Origin of the sequence: Trichococcus palustris (assembly GCF_900114465.1) — a bacterium.
In the GTDB taxonomy this organism is placed as follows: Bacteria; Bacillota; Bacilli; order Lactobacillales; family Aerococcaceae; genus Trichococcus; species Trichococcus palustris.
Genome location: NZ_FOTD01000005.1, coordinates 99,292 through 117,186, shown reverse-complemented (window position 1 = coordinate 117,186; position 17,895 = coordinate 99,292). Strand labels below are relative to the sequence as shown.

17 protein-coding genes and 1 pseudogene are annotated in these 17,895 nt (G+C 44.6%); 1 reads left to right on the top strand and 17 read right to left on the bottom strand.

Features of this window, described 5'->3' with window-relative positions; translation table 11 throughout:
• Positions 1-465: 465 nt before the first annotated feature.
• The 10 genes from glyS to BM101_RS05090 form a co-directional block, all read right to left on the bottom strand.
• On the bottom strand, positions 466-2,529 hold the full coding sequence (gene glyS, locus BM101_RS05135; protein WP_087031810.1) for a glycine--tRNA ligase subunit beta: 2,064 nt from the start codon (positions 2,527-2,529) through the stop codon (positions 466-468).
• A 4-nt stretch (positions 2,530-2,533) separates the two neighbouring features.
• A complete protein-coding gene (glyQ, locus tag BM101_RS05130) occupies positions 2,534-3,445 on the bottom strand; it encodes a glycine--tRNA ligase subunit alpha (protein ID WP_087031812.1) in 912 nt (303 codons plus the stop codon).
• A gap of 29 nt (positions 3,446-3,474) precedes the next feature.
• Complete coding sequence (locus BM101_RS05125; protein ID WP_087031815.1) at positions 3,475-3,717, bottom strand: hypothetical protein; 243 nt, start codon at positions 3,715-3,717, stop codon at positions 3,475-3,477.
• A gap of 284 nt (positions 3,718-4,001) precedes the next feature.
• Positions 4,002-4,814, bottom strand: coding sequence for a DNA repair protein RecO (gene recO / locus BM101_RS05120; RefSeq protein ID WP_087031818.1), 813 nt, complete (start codon positions 4,812-4,814; stop codon positions 4,002-4,004).
• 95 nt (positions 4,815-4,909) lie between these two features.
• Positions 4,910-5,821: a GTPase Era gene (gene era / locus BM101_RS05115; RefSeq protein WP_087031821.1), complete on the bottom strand. Its 912-nt coding sequence runs from the start codon at positions 5,819-5,821 to the stop codon at positions 4,910-4,912.
• 20 nt (positions 5,822-5,841) lie between these two features.
• Complete coding sequence (locus BM101_RS05110; protein WP_087031824.1) at positions 5,842-6,258, bottom strand: diacylglycerol kinase family protein; 417 nt, start codon at positions 6,256-6,258, stop codon at positions 5,842-5,844.
• The gene (gene ybeY, locus BM101_RS05105) at positions 6,230-6,712 is read right to left on the bottom strand and encodes an rRNA maturation RNase YbeY (protein ID WP_087031827.1); all 483 of its coding nucleotides are present in this window, start codon (positions 6,710-6,712) and stop codon (positions 6,230-6,232) included. The genes BM101_RS05110 and ybeY overlap by 29 nt, the downstream gene beginning before the upstream one ends.
• A gap of 9 nt (positions 6,713-6,721) precedes the next feature.
• Positions 6,722-7,708 carry a PhoH family protein gene (locus BM101_RS05100; RefSeq protein WP_409373494.1) on the bottom strand — a complete coding sequence of 329 codons (987 nt, stop codon included), beginning with the start codon at positions 7,706-7,708 and terminating at the stop codon, positions 6,722-6,724.
• 207 nt (positions 7,709-7,915) lie between these two features.
• Positions 7,916-8,089 (bottom strand): 30S ribosomal protein S21, encoded by a 174-nt coding sequence (gene rpsU / locus BM101_RS05095; RefSeq protein ID WP_086627850.1) that lies wholly within the window; start codon positions 8,087-8,089, stop codon positions 7,916-7,918.
• 209 nt (positions 8,090-8,298) lie between these two features.
• On the bottom strand, positions 8,299-8,733 hold the full coding sequence (locus tag BM101_RS05090) for a Fur family transcriptional regulator (protein ID WP_087031829.1): 435 nt from the start codon (positions 8,731-8,733) through the stop codon (positions 8,299-8,301).
• Between the two features lie 87 nt (positions 8,734-8,820).
• Here BM101_RS05090 and BM101_RS05085 point away from each other — a divergent pair, with 87 nt between their 5' ends.
• Positions 8,821-9,654 (top strand): pyruvate, water dikinase regulatory protein, encoded by an 834-nt coding sequence (locus BM101_RS05085; protein ID WP_177194399.1) that lies wholly within the window; start codon positions 8,821-8,823, stop codon positions 9,652-9,654.
• Positions 9,655-9,734: 80 nt separating this feature from the next.
• Here BM101_RS05085 and BM101_RS05080 read toward each other — a convergent pair whose 3' ends face one another.
• The 7 genes and pseudogenes from BM101_RS05080 to tnpA form a co-directional block, all read right to left on the bottom strand.
• The gene (locus BM101_RS05080) at positions 9,735-10,562 is read right to left on the bottom strand and encodes a TPM domain-containing protein (protein WP_256212128.1); all 828 of its coding nucleotides are present in this window, start codon (positions 10,560-10,562) and stop codon (positions 9,735-9,737) included.
• Between the two features lie 18 nt (positions 10,563-10,580).
• Positions 10,581-11,162, bottom strand: a complete 582-nt coding sequence (locus BM101_RS05075) for a LemA family protein (RefSeq protein ID WP_087031838.1) — start codon at positions 11,160-11,162, stop codon at positions 10,581-10,583.
• Positions 11,163-11,250: 88 nt separating this feature from the next.
• The gene (locus BM101_RS05070; protein ID WP_087031840.1) at positions 11,251-12,144 is read right to left on the bottom strand and encodes a deoxyribonuclease IV; all 894 of its coding nucleotides are present in this window, start codon (positions 12,142-12,144) and stop codon (positions 11,251-11,253) included.
• Positions 12,145-12,284: 140 nt separating this feature from the next.
• The gene (aspS, locus tag BM101_RS05065; protein WP_087031843.1) at positions 12,285-14,051 is read right to left on the bottom strand and encodes an aspartate--tRNA ligase; all 1,767 of its coding nucleotides are present in this window, start codon (positions 14,049-14,051) and stop codon (positions 12,285-12,287) included.
• 24 nt (positions 14,052-14,075) lie between these two features.
• Positions 14,076-15,398, bottom strand: a complete 1,323-nt coding sequence (gene hisS, locus BM101_RS05060; RefSeq protein ID WP_087031847.1) for a histidine--tRNA ligase — start codon at positions 15,396-15,398, stop codon at positions 14,076-14,078.
• A 532-nt stretch (positions 15,399-15,930) separates the two neighbouring features.
• Positions 15,931-17,238: an RNA-guided endonuclease InsQ/TnpB family protein gene (locus BM101_RS05055; RefSeq protein ID WP_218149882.1), complete on the bottom strand. Its 1,308-nt coding sequence runs from the start codon at positions 17,236-17,238 to the stop codon at positions 15,931-15,933.
• A gap of 15 nt (positions 17,239-17,253) precedes the next feature.
• A pseudogene (gene tnpA, locus BM101_RS05050) lies at positions 17,254-17,655 on the bottom strand (IS200/IS605 family transposase).
• Positions 17,656-17,895: the final 240 nt, after the last annotated feature.

Genomic DNA, 17,895 nt, shown 5'->3' with positions numbered 1-17,895 from the left:
AATAATTTGTTTTTTAATTTTTTTGAGCCATGAATCAGCTTCTCCACAATACTTTCGGCATTTTTTACAGTCTTTAGGATTTATTGCTTCAAGAATCACCTATCCGTCCGGTAGGTTTGTTGACCTTTCAGCCCTTGACCAACCATTCCATTATTGAATGGTAAATATGAACAGCACAGTGCCAATCAAATTTTTCAGGAAAAGAACGATGATTGACATCATCTTATCATTTCCGAGCGATGGCTCAGATGGAAATCTGCAATCAGCTACAGGAAAGAAAATATCCTCTGCGATTCCATTGTACAACCGAGCGACTCTTTTATCCCTGCACTTAATTTACCATATTCTTATCGAAACAGGAAGGGAATAGCTGAGTTCCCTTTGCTTCACAACGGTATCCTTGCCCTAATAGCCAAAATAAGGGAGGCAGGAATAAACAATGTTAGCCCTGCCCCCATCACTTTATTATTTAATAATCAATTTTCTGACATCCGCAAATTGCATGATGCTCAACTTCAGATTGCCCAAAGTGTTCAATCTGTTGCTGCGGATTGCGATATCCTCGACCATTACCATATTTTCATCGAAATAAGCATCGATATACGGTGTGATGGCTTCCAAAGCGGCATAATCCGCTTCGGGATCGCCATGTAACAAAGCGATATTCAAATGATTGATTTGAACATACAAATTCTTTTCACTTGCCGTCTCCAAAAGATCGGCTTGTACAGCGATCGTTTCCTCTGCATCACCGGCAATGTTTACGACACGCGCCAATGATTCCACCACTTGTTTGAACGAAGGATCGTTGCTGTGCAACTGGAGCACTTTCGCATTTGCGATCATTGTATTCACGTCTTTTTCGGTTGATTGCAACGTAGCGTCCACCACATCATATCGAATATCGTAGCCCTGCAATTTTTGTTGCACGCGGCCCTTAGCGAAGACGATCAATTCTGACATCGTTTTTGCAAACAATGCTTCATCGGATACCGCATAGACCTCTTTCAGAAGATTCGACAGCAATTCCTCAAAAGAGAAGGCCCATTGGAATTTCTCGATGATTTGGATAACCCCGATCATTTGGCGGCGCAAAGCATACGGATCATTTGAGCCAGTCGGAATCATTCCTTGCAGGAAGAAACTGATGATGCTGTCCAATTTATCGGAAACAGCCAACACTGCCCCGACTTGCGTTTCCGGAAGCTCTCCTTCGCTGGAAATAGGCAAGTAATGTTCACGGATAGCGGCAGCTACTGCATCCGTTTCGCCTCGTTGAACGGCGTATACTTCACCCATGATACCTTGCAGTTCCGTGAATTCGGATACCATGTTCGTCACTAGGTCAAACTTATAGATGGAGGCCGCACGCAACAGGTGTTTCTCTTCGTCTACGGTCAGATCCAAAATATCGGAAAGATGCGCTGCGATTTCCGATGTGTTTCCCATCTTGTCGTAGATGCTGCCGATTTTCGTATGGAAAGTTACTTTTTTAAGTTTTTCGACACATTGTTCAATCGTTATGCGTTTGTCTTCGTTGAAGAAGAATAGCCCATCTTCCAAGCGAGCGGTCAAAACTTTTTCGTTCCCTTTTTTCACGTTGTCGATGAATGCCGCATTTCCGTTTCTGACAGAAATGAAATAAGGAAGCAATTTGCCGGATTTGTTCTTCACTTCAAAGTAACGTTGGTGGTCTTTCATGGATGTGATCAATACATCTTCAGGCAAGGTCAGATATCTTTCGTCGTATTCCCCATAAAATGCTGTAGGGTATTCAACCAACGAAGTCACTTCTTCCAATAGAGCTTCATCAGTAGGGATGATCCAGTCGTTCTCGGCTTCGATTTGTTTGATTTGCTCACGGATCATATTTTTTCTTTCGTCTTGATCAACGATGACAAATTGATCAGCCAGTTTTTCTTTGTAGTCGGCAGCCGTTTCCAATGCGATTTCTTCGCCCAAAAAACGGTGTCCGCGCGTTTTGCGGCCGGATTTTATGTCCAAAACGGAGAATGGAATGACTTTTTCGTTCGCTAAAGCCACAATCCAGTGAATCGGACGGATATATTTGAACTGATGACTGCCCCAGTGCATGGATACAGGAAACGTCAAGGATTCAACAACCGTGCCCAATTCTTTCAAAACTTCGGAAGCATCTTGCCCGATTGTCTCTTTTTTGACAAAAGCATATTCAACGCCCTTCAGATCTGCGAAATAGATATCCTCTGTCGTCAGGCCTTGTCCACGGACAAATCCCATTGCCGCTTTTGACCAGCTGCCATCCGCAGCCAAAGCGATTTTCTTGGCGGGTCCTTTTAATTCTTCTGTGAGATCCGCTTGTTTTTCGCTGACGTTGTGCGCGATGATCGCTAAACGTCTAGGCGTCGCAAGCATTTCGACGGAATCAAAGCCGATGCGGTTCTCATTCAAGAAAGCCATCACTTTTTCTTTTAATTGGACGCTGCTGCTGCGAACATATTTTGCAGGCATTTCCTCTAAACCTATTTCTAATAAAATCGTTTGACTCATCCTGTTAGTCCTCCTTCAATAAAAGTTCTGATTGGTCTGCAGGCAATAGCGGGAAGCCAAGTTCTTTTCTCTTCTGAACGAAAGCTTTCGCCAATTGGCGCGCCATATTGCGGATGCGGGCTAAGTAGCCAGCACGGTCGGTAGCGGAAATGACCCCTCTTGCATCCAACAAATTGAAGGCATGCGAACTCTTCAACACGTAATCATAGGCGGGATGAACCAATCCGTTTTCGATTTGCTTCGTCGCTTCCGCTTCATAGGAATCAAACAACTGGAACAACAACTCTACATTGCTTTCTTCAAATGAATATTTGGAATGTTCATACTCCGGCTGAATAAAGATTTCACCGTATTTAACGCCTTCTGTCCATTCCAAATCGTAGACGCTGTTCACTTCCTGGATATAAGAAGCCAGTCTTTCAATACCGTATGTGATTTCGCTTGTGACCGGGCTGCATTCTAAACCACCCACTTGTTGGAAGTAGGTGAACTGTGTTACTTCCATTCCGTCCAGCCAAACTTCCCAGCCTAATCCGGCACAACCCATGGAAGGATTTTCCCAGTTGTCTTCCACGAAGCGGATATCGTGTTCGAGCGGGTTGATCCCCAATACTTGCAAGCTTTCCAAATAAAGCTCTTGGATATTTTCTGGCGATGGCTTCATGACCACTTGGAATTGGTGATGTTGGTAAAGACGGTTCGGATTTTCACCATAACGGCCATCCGCCGGGCGACGAGAAGGTTCAACATAAGCCGCATTCCATGGTTCTGGGCCAATGGCACGCAAAAAAGTATACGGGCTCATGGTGCCGGCACCCTTTTCGGTATCATAGGATTGCATCAGTAGGCAGCCTTGGTCTGCCCAATACTTTTGTAAAGCTTGGATCATTCTTTGAACGGTTAATTTCTTCTTCATCGTAACTCTCCTTTAAATGAAATGATTGATTAATGTGCTTGAACGATAGGATAAAAAGGGGATATGCCGCCAGGAACCAAAGTTACTTCCACATGATCCACATCCGATAAAGAAACGGGCAAATCATATTGCGTTTGCTTCGTATCTGTAACAAAGCTGACATTTTCCGCGCCGTTTTTCATAACGATCACGACGTTCAATTTCACTGCAGAAAGGACTTTCAAATAACCTTCCTTAAACGCTGAAGCTGGTATAGTCATATCAAACTGCATTGTTATTCCTCCTTTACAAATAAAAAAGTCCCTATGTTACAAGTCTCCTTGTAGCATAGGGACGAATATTTTCGCGGTTCCACCCTAATTCTGGCATAGGCCAGCACTTCATTCAATAACTCGGATATGCCTTTCCGCAATAGCTTTCTGCATTGGCTCGCACTGTCCCAAATTCGCTTTCCAGAAATGTCTAGAGGTACTCTTATCGTCAACGTTAACTATTTTATTCTATTCACAATATTAGCCGTGTTTCCAAGCATTGTCAAGCAATTATTGAGAAATCCTCAGCTTTTCTCCCCTTCTTCCGGTTGCTCCGGCTTTCGGACCGGAATCTGGAATTGTTGCTCCCATTCGAACATATCGTCGATGAATGACTTGCTCTTCAGACGGATGCCCACATATTCCTCATACAGAAAGTCGATGAATTCCCGAAGTGCTTTCTTGGTCTCCGGTTTCACTTGGACACTGGCAATTTGCTTGGGGGAAACATGCAAAAAAATGCGTGCAAAATGAATGGCGGCCGGATTGGCATGCTGCCTTCGGTTATCCTCGCCAAAATGCTTCTGGCAAAGCACCCCGGAAAATTTGACGGAGAAATCAAACGGTTCTTCTTGGCTGTGGCAAACGGCGCAGGCTTGCAGCTGGGGATCGGCCCCAAAAAACTTCAGGACGCGCATTTCGAATATATTGACGACCACTTCCGCATCCATGCCGTTTTGGATCGCCTCGAGGCATGAATAGAGCAAATCGTAAAGTTCGTGCGAGACGATGCCGTCATTGATGGCGGCATCCGCCAGATTGTTCAAGTAGGTCGCATAGGCGTTCAGGTGGATATCCGTCTGCATTTTTGAAAAATGTTCAATGTCCCGGCTGTCCTGCAAGAAACAGAGCCCATCCTCCTTGATTCTGCCTAGGTAGGTGGCTTTTGTAAAAGGCAACAAGGCCGCTTTGAGGGCATGGTTAGGATTCTTGATGTTCTTCACGAAAAACATCCTTTTTCCGTGTTCACGGGTAAATATTTTGACCAATGCATCTTTTTCTCTATGCTTGCGGATAGATAAAACGATGCCGTCAAATTCATTGTAATATTCCACCATCACACTTCACCCTTTCTTCAGCACGCGATCTCCTCGGAAATAATACAAGAGTCTGGGACGCAGGCCCCAAACTCTCATTTCCAACCATTATCCGATCAATCGTAATCTTTTTGGCGGTAGCCGTAATCCTGCAGATTGCTTTGTTTGTCCCGCCAATCTTTTTGGACCTTCACCCATAACTCCAGATAAATCTTATCCCCGAGCATCGCTTCGATGTCCTTGCGGGCACGGATGCCGACTTCCTTCAACATTTTGCCGCCTTTGCCGATGATGATGCCTTTTTGGCTGGCCCGATCGACGATGATGGTCGCATAGATGTGCACCTTATTGTCTTCATTCCGTTGCATGGAATCCACCATAACGGCTACCGAATGCGGGACCTCTTCTTTCGTCAATTGCAGGATTTTCTCGCGGATGAATTCCGCTACCACAAAATATTCCGGATGATCGGTCACTTGATCGCTAGGATAGTATTGCGGCCCCTCAGGGATGTATTTTTTGATTGTTTCCATCATTTCGTTGACGTTTGACCCGTTCGCAGCGGAAATGGGAACCACTTCATTGAATTCATTGTCGGAAGTGTAGTCCGTGATGATTTTCAGCAGTTGCTCCGGTTTTACTTGATCGATTTTGTTGATGATCAAGAATTTAGGCGTACGCAGGTTTTTGATTTTTTCCAGGATGAAATTGTCCCCGGCGCCGCGTTTTTCGGCTGCATTCACCACGAACAAGACCAAATCGACTTCATTGAAGGTGCTGTAGGCACTTTGGAGCATGAAATCGTTCAAGCGAGTAAGCGGTCTATGGATACCGGGTGTATCGATGAATACGATTTGGGAATCGTCCGTCGTCACCACTCCCTGTATTTTGTTTCTTGTCGTTTGCGGGACGTCGCTCATGATGGCGACCTTTTGGCCCACGATGCGGTTTAATAGAGTCGACTTGCCGACGTTCGGTCTCCCGATGATGGACACAAAACCTGATTTAAAATGTTCTTGTTTATTCATATCTAACTCCTCTAATGTGATTAAAAATAAAAAGTGATGAATTTAGGCAAAAAGATGATCAAAGCAATGGCGATGGAAAATAAGGCTGTAACCAATACGGCTCCAGCAGCAATATCTTTTGCCTTCTTCGCCAAAGGATGAAATTCAAAATCAGTGACCAAATCGACCACGTTTTCGAATATCGTATTCAGAAACTCCATTATGACTACTAAAAAAATGCAGAAAATGATGATGATCCATTCAATGGTACTGCATTGAAAATACCAAGCTAACAGCAATGGAATAATCCCCAACAAAGCATGGCAACGCATGTTCTGTTCTTCCTTCAGGATAGTTTGAATGCCATCCAAAGCATGCTTGACGGAAGCTAAAAAATTAGGGTTCTTGCCGATTGCATCCATTTTCTCTTTATTCGTCTCTTTTAAGTCCATAAGCATCCAATATCTCTTTCTGCAGACCAAACATTTCTTTTTCGTCTTCTTCGGTCATGTGATCATACCCATTTAAGTGCAAGAACCCGTGTAATGCCAAAAAGCCCAATTCACGTTCAAAACTATGACCATAAGCCGCTGCTTGCTCCGCTGTTTTATCTGTTGAAATGATAATATCACCTAGATTAGTCGGGAAAACACCTTCGATGCTGTCCATGTTGATGGGGAAATCTTCATCCATGTCATCGTTCAGAGCGAAGCTGATGACATCTGTCGCCTGGTCTTTGTTGCGGTATTCGCGGTTGATTTCGCGGATGCGTTCATCGTCTACAAAAGTAATGGAACATTCCGTATCTGCGGCTAATTTTAAATAATCACCCGCAAAAACGATCAAAGAATGGACTAATTCTTCATGTTCTTTTTTTACTGATTCTGTTTCATCAAAAATATCTATTTCCATACTGTTCTCTCACTTTTCTATAGATTGATGGGGTTGTTCTTTCACATCATAAGCTCGGATGATGCTTGCCACGACGGGATGGCGTACCACATCATGCGCATCGAACGTAACGAAGGCGATTTCGGGGATATGCTGCAATTTTCTTTCTGCATCTATCAAGCCGGATAAAACGCCTTTCGGCAAATCGATTTGCGTCTTGTCTCCATTCACGATCATCTTCGATCCGAATCCTAGACGCGTCAAAAACATCTTCATCTGCGCCACGGTCGTATTCTGCGCTTCATCCAGGATGATGAAGGCATCGTCCAGCGTGCGTCCCCTCATATAAGCTAAGGGAGCAATTTCGATGACCCCTCTATCCATCAGTCGGGTCGTGTGTTCGACGCCATAAATGGCGTAAAGCGCGTCATATACTGGACGCAAGTACGGATCAACCTTTTCTTTCAGGTCCCCCGGTAAAAAGCCAAGGTTTTCGCCGGCTTCAACCGCTGGCCTTGTCAAGATGATTTTCTTCACCTTTCCGGTTTTCAGAGCCTCCACAGCCATCACCACGGCTAAAAAGGTTTTCCCGGTACCGGCCGGGCCGATTCCAAAAACGACGTCTTTTTTCTTTACGGCTTGATAATATTGACTTTGCCCGAAGTTTTTTGCGCGTATCGGTTTGCCGGCATAGGTTTTTCCGATTTCTTCTTCATATAAGTTTATAAAAAAATCCAAGCTTCCACGTTCTGACATTTTAATAGCTGTGACGATATCTGATTGTGAAATATGAATACCGCGGGACATCAATTCCAACAGTTTCTTCAATAATGAAACGGCGCTATCGACTGCCGCTTTTTCGCCGGTGATTTCGATTTTCATTCCGCGGCTCGTAATGGCTACCTGTAAGGCATCTTCAATCATGATCAAATGGCTATCTTGTGAGCCAAATAATTGGGGCAAAACGGATGCATCCACTATTTCAATTTTCTCTGTTTTATTCACTGTATCGGTCAAACAAGCTACACTCCTCTTTATTGGGATTTTATCATTACCGTTATTTGTCTATAGTATATCATAAAGGTGATTATCTGTTGGAACTATTTATTGCGTCCATTGCCGGAACTCGGCATTGCTGGACAACAAAAAATGGAATGATACGGATATCATTCCATTTTTATCGATTCATTTCTGGGAATTTATCAACCAGTGCTGATCTGTCTACTAGAATTTACGTTTTCTTGCAGCTTCAGATTTCTTCTTGCGTTTCACACTTGGTTTTTCATAAAATTCATGTTTACGGGCATCTTGTAAAGTACCAGTTTTTGAAACAGTACGTTTAAAGCGACGAAGAGCATCATCAAGAGATTCGTTTTTACGAACAACTGTTTTTGACATTAACTATTCCCTCCCTCCGAGCATTAAAAGTAACGGTTCCCTTTTGAAAATTGTATCATATCAAAATGAAATTGTTCTTTTGATATTATATCATAGGGACACTCAATTGCAATCCCTTATTTGAATAAAAATAAAGAAATGGAAAATTTTAAACCCTAGCCTGCTCCACGTTCATTCCAGGCCAATTTTTCTGCGGAAAATCGCCGCTTTTACTGCTGGGCAGCCAGGCAATTTTTGCAGATGCCAAATATTTCGAATCGATGCGAAACGATTTGGCACCCTTCCAATTGTTGCTCAAAGAAATCCATCGGACACATTTCCAACGGTATGGTCCTTCCGCATTTTTGACAGATGAAATGATGGTGGTGATGGCCTTGAGCCAAACAGGTGATTCTGAATAATTTTTCATTGTTCAATTCCGTCTCTTCCAGAATCCCAACATCCACGAAAGTGTATAGATTGCGATAAATCGTATCATAGCTGAGTGCAGGGTATTTTTCCCCCAACTTCTGCTGTACCGCTTTGGCAGACAGGTAACGATTCTCATCAGCGAAGACGGTGATGATGTCTTGTCTTTTTTTAGTGTATTTGTAGCCCTTCTTTTTCAACAGGCTCAAAGCTTCACTTACAGTATCCGTCGCCAACGTTTTCCCTCCATCCCACTATGAATTCTATTGAGACTATAGTATATTATTAGGAAGAATGCAACCTTAAAGTTTCAGGAAGGATTGATTAATATGGATTCAAAAGAGCTTGATTTTTTTATCATTTCAGATTCCGTAGGCGATACCGCAAGGAAGGTGCTCCAAGCCGTCCTCGCACAATTTCCGGCCGTGTCTGTACACATGCATCACTATCCGTTCGTCCGCACCATTGAGGATTTAAACCCCATCTTACGGAAAGCAAAGGAACTGAAAGGTTCGGTTATCCATACTTTAGTCGTTGACGATTTAAGCGAGCTGACGGCGCAGTTTTGCCGGGAAGAAGGAATCCCTTGCTACAACATCTTGAAAACACTCGTGCAGGATATTGCGGCCGCTACGGGGGAACAACCGCTCAAGCGGCCAGGTGCTTTGCATCGCCTGGATGATGAATATTTCAACCGTATCAGCGCCATCGAATTTGCCGTCAAATACGATGACGGGAAAGATCCAAAGGGCTTCCTTGATGCTGACTTGGTTTTGCTGGGCGTATCGCGCACATCAAAAACGCCCCTTTCCATGTTCCTGGCGAATAAAAATATAAAGGTCGCTAATCTGCCCGTTATGCCCGAAGCGGCTATCCCTGATGAAATTTGGCAAGTTGATCCGAAAAAAATTGTCGGCTTAACGAATGACCCGGAAGTGCTGAATAATTTCCGGAAGGAACGCATGATCGCATACGGCTTGTCTCCGGACACCATCTATTCTGACATGGATCGGATTCGCGCTGAACTGGAATACGCCTATGATCTGTACAACAAAATCGGCTGCATCATCATCAATGTTTCCAAGCGCTCGATTGAAGAGACTGCCGCAATCATCATGAGCAACATCAAAACCTCGGATACATCGATCATTCCGTGAGTGAATCATTGCTTCATGCAAAACAAAAAGAAGGATTTGGGTTGACAGCCCAGATCCTTCTTTTTTTGTTTCGCACTTTGCTAAAACCCTCTGCTGGAGCCGCCTCCGCCTGAAGAACCGCCGCCTCCGCCAAAGCCGCCACCCCCACCGAAGCCGCCGCCGCCAAAACCGCCGCCGCTATTGTTTCCGCCGCCACCCAACAACAGCCACCATAATGGGTTCATGCCACCGCCGCGCCCACCACGTCCACCCCGACCGCCAACAAAGAACGACAGGATGATCAGGAAGAGAACGATACGGAAAATCAGCGATAGGAAAGTCGATCCATTTTGGCTCTCATATTGGTTAACGTCGACAGGATATCCTGAAAAGATGACATCGTTGTCGTAATGATACTCCTCATTCACTACGTAGGCAGTCTCTGTGAAAATCCCCTTCAGCCCATTATCAAAATCATTGGCCGACAGATAACTGAGGTTATTATCCAAAATCTTTCCGGTTCTGCTGTCCGTCAAGGCGCCTTCCAACCCGTAACCGACTTCAAAACGGACTTCCCTTTCTTTCAACGCAAGCAGGATCAGAACGCCGTTGTCAAGGGCCCCATTCCCGATCCTCCATTTTTTAAAAAGGTCCACAGAATATTGCTCGATGGTTTCGCCTTGGAGCGAATCCACTACGGCCACAACCACCTGCGGTTTTTCCTCGGTCAATCCATACTGCTCATTCACGCTCATAATGAAATCTTTCGTCTCTTGGGATAAGGTTCCCGACGGATCATAGACGTAGAAATCGGATGATGCCTCCGGGAGAACTTGCGCAAAAACCGGTTTGGCAAAAGTGAAGAAGCATAGGATTACGCTCATCACATAGACGGCTCTTCTGAGCGTTTTCTCTTTCAATAGAAGCAAAATCGCCTCAGCTCCTTATCATTTCTCGCTAGATGTATTTAAGTCCACACTTGGTGCCGTCTCAGCTCCGCTGACAGCTTCAAAATATGATTTTTCATCAAATCCGAATATCCTTGCCATGATGGAACCCGGGAATCTTTTCACCTTGTTGTTATAGCTTTGGACTGCCTCATTGTAGCGGTCCCTTTCTACAGAAATGCGGTTTTCGGTCCCCGCCAACTCGTCCATCAGAGCGGTTACCTGTTCATTCGACTTCAAATCAGGATAATTTTCGACGACCACCAATAAGCGTGAAATGGCAGATTCCATTTCATTGCTGGCTGCCACCTGCTCTTCCGCCGTGCCGGCACTGCCGATTTTCGCCCGGGCATCCGCGATCGCCCCGAACACCGCTTGCTCTTGTTCCATTGCCCCCTTCACCGATTCGACCAAATTAGGGATCAAATCATAACGCCTCTGCAATTTCGACTCGACGTTTGCCCATTGGACAGTGACATTGCTCTCCTCCGTCACCAATGAGTTATAGGAACTGACCATCGGTATACCCAACAACGTAATAGCGATGACAATGCCGATAACAACCTTCAACCAACCTTTCATGAATAACCCTCTCCCTCAACCATTCTATTTGCTGCTATTCCCTATTATCCTTCATTCCAAACCCGATTGCATCCGTCCTCGGATGTATCTATTGATTCAAAATATCTGCCAATAAATTCGGATTAAACGTTTGCGCTTTGAACATATCCAGTTCGAACTTATACGGCGGCTTTTGATTTTTCTTGTCTTCCCCGACGTATGGCGTCTCCAAAATTTTTGGAAGTGCCGCCAATTGCGGATGGTGGACAATATAATTCAGCGCATCAAAACCGATGCTACCATAACCGATATTGGCATGTCGGTCTTTGCCCGCACCTTTTTCATTTTTGGAGTCATTGATATGGACAACCTTCAATCTATCCAAACCGATTATTTTATCGAACTCGGCAAGTACACCGTCAAAATCATTTTTGACATCATAACCCGAATCGTTCGTATGGCACGTATCCAGCGTCACCGATAATTTGTCGTTATACGTCACCCCGTCAATGATGGCAGCCAACTCCTCGAAAGAACGCCCGATTTCGGTGCCTTTTCCTGCCATTGTTTCCAATGCAATCTGGGCTGTCTGAGCGGGTTCCAACACTTCGTTCAAGCCTCTGATGATTTGTTGGATACCTATGTCAGCACCAGCGCCTACATGCGCCCCCGGATGCAGCGTAATCTGCCTCGCTCCCAATGCCTGCGCCCTGACAATTTCAGCGCGTAAAAATTCGACGGCAAAGCCGAAATGTTCCGGCTTTGTCGTATTGGCCAAATTGATGATATAAGGGGCATGGACAACCAATTCAACCAACCCGTTTTTCGCCATGAAGTCCATCCCTTCCGGAATATTCATGTCATTGATGCTTTTTCTTCTTGTATTTTGCGGCGCCCCTGTATAGATCATGAATACAGAAGAACCATACGATGCTGCCTCTTCAGCAGACCCCAAGAGCATTTTCTTTCCTGCCATTGAAACGTGTGAACCTATCTTTAACATACTGTCACCCTTTGCGAATAAATTATTTTCACGACCTGCTCTTCCCGACCGGCAGGAAATCCCTCCCGGAACAAAAAAACAGTCTTTATGATACGTTTATTGTATCATAAAGACTGTTTCCCGCTGGCACGATACGTACCTTAGTCCAGCGAAGAAATCTTCAAGCTCAGTTCTTTCAATTGGGCAGTGCTGATTTCGCTTGGTGCGCTTGTAAGAGGATCAAAGGCTTTGCCGTTTTTAGGGAAAGCAATGACTTCACGGATGTTTGATTCGCCGGCAAGCAGCATAACCAAGCGATCCAATCCTAGTGCGATGCCCCCATGCGGCGGGAATCCGTAATCCAAAGCATCCAACAAGAATCCGAATTGGCTCTCCGCCTCTTCTTTTGTGAAGCCAAGCGCTGCGAACATTTGCTCTTGTACTTCCCTTGTGTGGATTCTCAGGGAACCGCCGCCGATTTCATAACCGTTCAACACGATATCGTATGCTTGCGCATATACTTGTTCTGGATGTTCCGCTAATTTGGCGACATCCTCATCGTTCGGACGCGTAAACGGATGGTGCATAGCAACATATCGTTTTGCGTCTTCATCATATTCAAGCAATGGCCAATCAACAACCCACAAGAACGCGAATTGGGAGTGATCGATCAAGTCTAGATCACGTCCGAATTTCAGGCGTAATTCTCCTAACGCTTGATAGACAACTTCTTTTTTATCTGCTACGAATACCAACAAGTCGCCCGGTTCAGCATCCATCGCCTTTATCAACGCATCGCCGTCTTCGGTAAAGAATTTAGCGACCGCACCCTTCAAGCCGTCTTCTTCAACCTTCATCCAAGCAAGGCCTTTAGCGCCGTATTGTTTTACATAATCGGTCAAACCGTCCATGTCTTTACGGGAATACGCATCGGCTTTCCCTTTCACGTTCAGCCCTCTTACTTGTCCGCCTTTTTCGCTGACCGATTTGAAGACATTAAAAGAGGCTGTTTTGGCAAATTCATTCAGGTCGATCAATTCCAGGCCGAAGCGGACGTCCGGTTTGTCGCTGCCGAAGCGATTCATCGCTTCATCATAAGAGATGCGTGGGAATGGTGCTGTGATTTCTTTTCCTAGTACATCCTTCATCACTTTTTGGAGCATGCCTTCTGTCGTTTCTTGGATTTCCTCAGCGGACAAGAAGCTTGTTTCGACGTCAATTTGCGTAAATTCAGGTTGTCTGTCGCCGCGCAGATCTTCGTCACGGAAGCAGCGGACGATTTGGTAATAACGGTCAAAGCCAGCGCCCATCAACATCTGTTTAAACAGTTGCGGGGATTGCGGCAAAGCATAGAACTCACCTTGGTGGACGCGTGATGGAACGACATAGTCGCGTGCGCCTTCAGGGGTTGATTTGGTTAGATAAGGTGTTTCGATATCCATGAAGCCCAAATCGTCCAGATAATTGCGGACTGTGCGCGTCGTTTGGTGACGGATTTTCATGTTGTGCATCATTTTGTCTCTTCTTAAGTCGATGTAGCGGTACTTCAAACGCAATTCATCGGATACATTCACAGCATCTTCGATATAGAACGGCGGTGTTTTTGCTTTCGCCAAAATTTCCACTGATTCGGCTTCGATTTCGATAGTGCCTGTTCCGATGTTAGGGTTGATTTGGTTCTCTTCACGAAGAACAACTTTCCCTTTCACTTGCAGCACATATTCTCCGCGGACAGACTCCGCAAGGTGGAAAGCCTCTTCGTTGAAGTCCGTATTGAAAACGACTTGAATGATCCCTTCGCGGTCGCGCAGGTGGATGAAGATCAATCCGCCCAAATCTCTTCTTTTATTGACCCAACCGTCAACGACAACCGTTTGGCCGACATATTTTTCTGATAATAAACCGCAGTACTCTGTTCTTCTTTCCATTTTCCCCAACCTCTTCTGTTTTATCTAGTTTTCTTTGCCAAAAAATTCATTGAATGCAGTCATGTCTGATGCCTGTAGGTTATAGACCTTTTCAAAATCAGCATAGACTTCCGCTAACGGCAAGGTAACCTCTTTCCCTGTAGCCATCACTTTGAATTGTACTTGTTGTTTGCTCAGCTCTTCTTCGCCTATTGTCATGACGACTTTTGCACCATTTTTAGCGGCTGTTTTGAATTGCGCTTTTGCCTTGCGGTCCAGGAAGTCGCGGTCAGCCGAGAATCCGGATTGGCGGGCATTTTGAACCAACTTCAGCGTTTCGACATTCGTTTCTTCGCCTAACCCCACCACATAAACATCCAATTCGGTCAAATCAGGAATTTCCACGTGTTGGTCTTTCATCAACAGGACCAATCTTTCCAATCCCATGCCGAAGCCGAACCCTGGAACATCAGGTCCGCCGATTTCTTCCACCAAACCGTCATAGCGTCCCCCGCCACAAACGGTCGTTTCCGCGCCGAAGACAGCAGACGATGTCATGATTTCGAAAATGGTATCTTGGTAATAGTCCAAACCCCGGACCATATTGCTGTTGATTGAGAAAGGAATTTCCAAAGCGTTCAATAATTGTTGCACGTCTTCAAAATGTTTCTTCGATTCTTCTGATAGGAACTCTAAAATACTAGGCGCATTTGCCACGATTTCTTTGTCGCGTTTATCTTTGCTATCCAATACACGCAAAGGATTTTTGTGCAGACGCGTCTGTGAATCGTTGCTGAGCTCATCATGGAATGGCTCCAGATAAGCGATGAGCGCTTCGCGGTAGCGGATGCGGTCGGCTGTTTTGCCTAATGAATTGATGACAAGCTTCAAGTCAGTCAACCCGATTTCTTTTAAAACGTCCCATGCCAATGCGATGGTTTCTACATCCGTTGCAGGATTCGTGCTTCCGAATACTTCCACTCCCAATTGGTGGAATTGGCGCATTCTTCCGCCTTGCGGTCTTTCATAGCGGAACATCGGGCTAAGATAGTAGACCTTTAACGGTTTTGGATATTCAGGCCCAAACAATTTGTTCTCAACGTAGGCGCGGACAACGGGAGCCGTCCCTTCGGGTTTTAAGGCGATATGGCGATCCCCTTTATCGAAGAAGTCGTACATTTCCTTCGAGACGATATCGCTCGTGTCCCCCACTCCCCTTGAAAATAGTTCATAACTTTCAAACATCGGCGTCCGTATTTCGCTGAACTGATAGTCATGCATCAGTATACGGGCAGTTTCTTCAACGTATTGCCAAATTTCTGCATCTTGTAAAAAGATATCAGCAGTTCCTTTAGGCTTTTGTATCATTCGTATTCTCTCCTTAGTGTTCAGTTTCAATGGATTACATAAAAATAGCCAAAAAAATAGCCCTCTTTCCATAATGGAAAAGGACGATAGTTAGACGTGGTGCCACCTTTATTCGAAAGCATTCGCTTTCCTTTGACGAGTAACGTTCGTAACGTAATAGCTTTGCACTATTAATCCTCCAACCTGTCTTTCAAATAAACCATTTGGAATTGTTTGCAGCCTGGACAATTCTCTCTGATACAAATTCGCCTATCCTACTTCGATCTTCACTGGACTTCTATAATTTCTTTAAAGATACAAGATACGAAATGAAATGTCAAGTCCGTTTCTTTTTGGCAGCCTTTTCACCCTTTAAATTTTATCTTGTCAACAACCCATGACTTTCACCCACGGTGAACTTTTCTCCGAAAAGAAAGTCGCAGGCTTGTGAGCCTCTTGCGAAGCTCTGGTTTATATACAGCGGACTACGCATCCAGTGACACGCCCTTTCATCCTAGCGAGAGGAACTGTCAGGTACCAAGCAAACCTGTTTCTATGGTAAAGCAGCCACCAATGGTGGTGCCAACAATACTTCATCAATCCAACGGATACCATAATTGCGTAGGTTCAGCCCAGCGTTATGGTCTCTGTCGTGCCATTCATGACAATGATCACACGTCCATTCACGCGTGGAAATATCGCCCTTGAGGGCTGTATTTTTCACGCCACAATCAGAACAGATTTGTGTTGAAGCGAAGATTTTCGGTGTTTTTACAAAATACTTCCCTTGTTGTTCAAGTTTGTACTTGAGATACAGGCGGAAGTTACCGAACCCATTATCTTGTTGGTTCTTCGCCAACTTCAAGGTTTGTCCGATTGCACGAAGGTCAAGGTCTTCCACCACAACCATATCATAACGATTTGCGAGGGCATAAGCCTTCTTATGGAGCCAGTCTTTCCGTTGGTTCACAACTTTCGTATTAAGTTTCGCTACTACCAAACGTTGACGTTCCCATCGGTTAGAACCTTGTACCATGCGGGATAGTTTACGCTGTTCTTTTGCCAGGCACTCTTCCATAATTCGATAGTAGTGCGGGTAATTGGCTTTCTTACCTTCACTGTCTACGAAGAAATTGGCTTGTGAGTAATCTAGTCCAAGAATACGTTCAACAGCGGGGATCCCAATGCTTTCGACTACCATTTCAAACGCAACAGTGATGGATACTTCGAACTTCCCTTGAGAGTTCGTTGTTACCGTAACATGCTTGATACAACTGCCCTTTGGTAAGGGACGATGTGTATTCAATGTGATGGTTACTTCCGACAACTTACTCTTTCTGGCAGTTGGAAGATGGAGAACTTTGTTCTCATCAATAAAGATATTGTCATTTTGGTTGAATGTAGTATAACTCAGCTTACTGTTCTTACGAGAATGGAATTTCGGCATTCCCTTAAGGTCGCGGAAAGTAGGCTCAATCCCAAGCGTTTTTTGACGTTTCAGTGCAGACTTCTTGAATTGTCCTTTGAACGCATTCTTGTTGAATGTGGAGATTGCTTTCTTGAAATGCTGTTTCGCTTCGTTCGAAGCGAATGCATCCACTTCATAAAGGTACGCGTCGCCTTCCTCATTCACATGCGTTTGCTTGAATTCTTTGACGGTCGGCATACCCATTTCTTTGAAAGTAGGTAATTTGTCACCGATGGTGTAGCCATTCTTTTCAAGATACTCATATAAGTGAGCGGTATGAAGGTTGTACATCAAGCGATCTGCGCCAAAACATTGAAAGAAGTAGCTTTCTATTTCATCAGATGTTGGCGTTCCGCTATACACATAACCACGATGGACTGTTTCTACTGGCATTGGTTTCACCTCCTATCAGTTTTGTAGTTGGCTTTGGATGTATTTCCGTACCTGTTCCTCAGTATTTTCGCTGACTGTCGCAATCAAATAACTAGGATTCCACATGTGTCCACCCCATAAGTATTCCTTTATTTTGGGGTGCAACTTGAACAGTCGTCTTGCTGATTGACCTTTGAACGTTTAAACTACTGATGGTATATAGTGTTGCGGTTTCATTGAAATGAGAAGGTGGATATGGTCTTTATCCATTTCCATTTCTTCCACTTCAATCCCTTGTGCAGCACAGATGTCTCGTACGATTTGTTTGAGTGATTGTTCTACTTGTTTTACTAGAACTTTACGTCTGTACTTCACACACCAAACCGAATGGAGCTGCAAGGAATAGGCATAACCTCGACCGTGTTTGACTTCTGCCAACGTAATCACCTCACAAGAACAGCATACGAAAGTATGTTCGTTTTTACAAATCATACGTTATTATTTAAGCTTTATTAAATTAAGGTTAATAATGAATGTTCGAAAGTCATATATCGGGCTTTGAGGTGCCTGAGGCACCCCTAATCCCGAACGGCGATTCATCTCACGACTAAAGTCACGAGGGTTCTCGCCTAACTCCTAAAAGTATATATGAAAAGGCTTTGCATTATTGAATCAACT

Bases quoted from the DNA above. Each gene is read 5' to 3' on its own strand.
- glyS (WP_087031810.1), bottom strand. From the start codon at position 2,529: ATGAGTCAAACGATTTTATTAGAAATAGGTTTAGAGGAAATGCCTGCA.
- glyQ (WP_087031812.1), bottom strand. From the start codon at position 3,445: ATGAAGAAGAAATTAACCGTTCAAAGAATGATCCAAGCTTTACAAAAG.
- BM101_RS05125 (WP_087031815.1), bottom strand. From the start codon at position 3,717: ATGCAGTTTGATATGACTATACCAGCTTCAGCGTTTAAGGAAGGTTAT.
- recO (WP_087031818.1), bottom strand. From the start codon at position 4,814: ATGGTGGAATATTACAATGAATTTGACGGCATCGTTTTATCTATCCGC.
- era (WP_087031821.1), bottom strand. From the start codon at position 5,821: ATGAATAAACAAGAACATTTTAAATCAGGTTTTGTGTCCATCATCGGG.
- BM101_RS05110 (WP_087031824.1), bottom strand. From the start codon at position 6,258: ATGCTTATGGACTTAAAAGAGACGAATAAAGAGAAAATGGATGCAATC.
- ybeY (WP_087031827.1), bottom strand. From the start codon at position 6,712: ATGGAAATAGATATTTTTGATGAAACAGAATCAGTAAAAAAAGAACAT.
- rpsU (WP_086627850.1), bottom strand. From the start codon at position 8,089: ATGTCAAAAACAGTTGTTCGTAAAAACGAATCTCTTGATGATGCTCTT.
- BM101_RS05075 (WP_087031838.1), bottom strand. From the start codon at position 11,162: ATGAAAGGTTGGTTGAAGGTTGTTATCGGCATTGTCATCGCTATTACG.
- BM101_RS05070 (WP_087031840.1), bottom strand. From the start codon at position 12,144: ATGTTAAAGATAGGTTCACACGTTTCAATGGCAGGAAAGAAAATGCTC.
- aspS (WP_087031843.1), bottom strand. From the start codon at position 14,051: ATGGAAAGAAGAACAGAGTACTGCGGTTTATTATCAGAAAAATATGTC.
- hisS (WP_087031847.1), bottom strand. From the start codon at position 15,398: ATGATACAAAAGCCTAAAGGAACTGCTGATATCTTTTTACAAGATGCA.
- BM101_RS05055 (WP_218149882.1), bottom strand. From the start codon at position 17,238: ATGCCAGTAGAAACAGTCCATCGTGGTTATGTGTATAGCGGAACGCCA.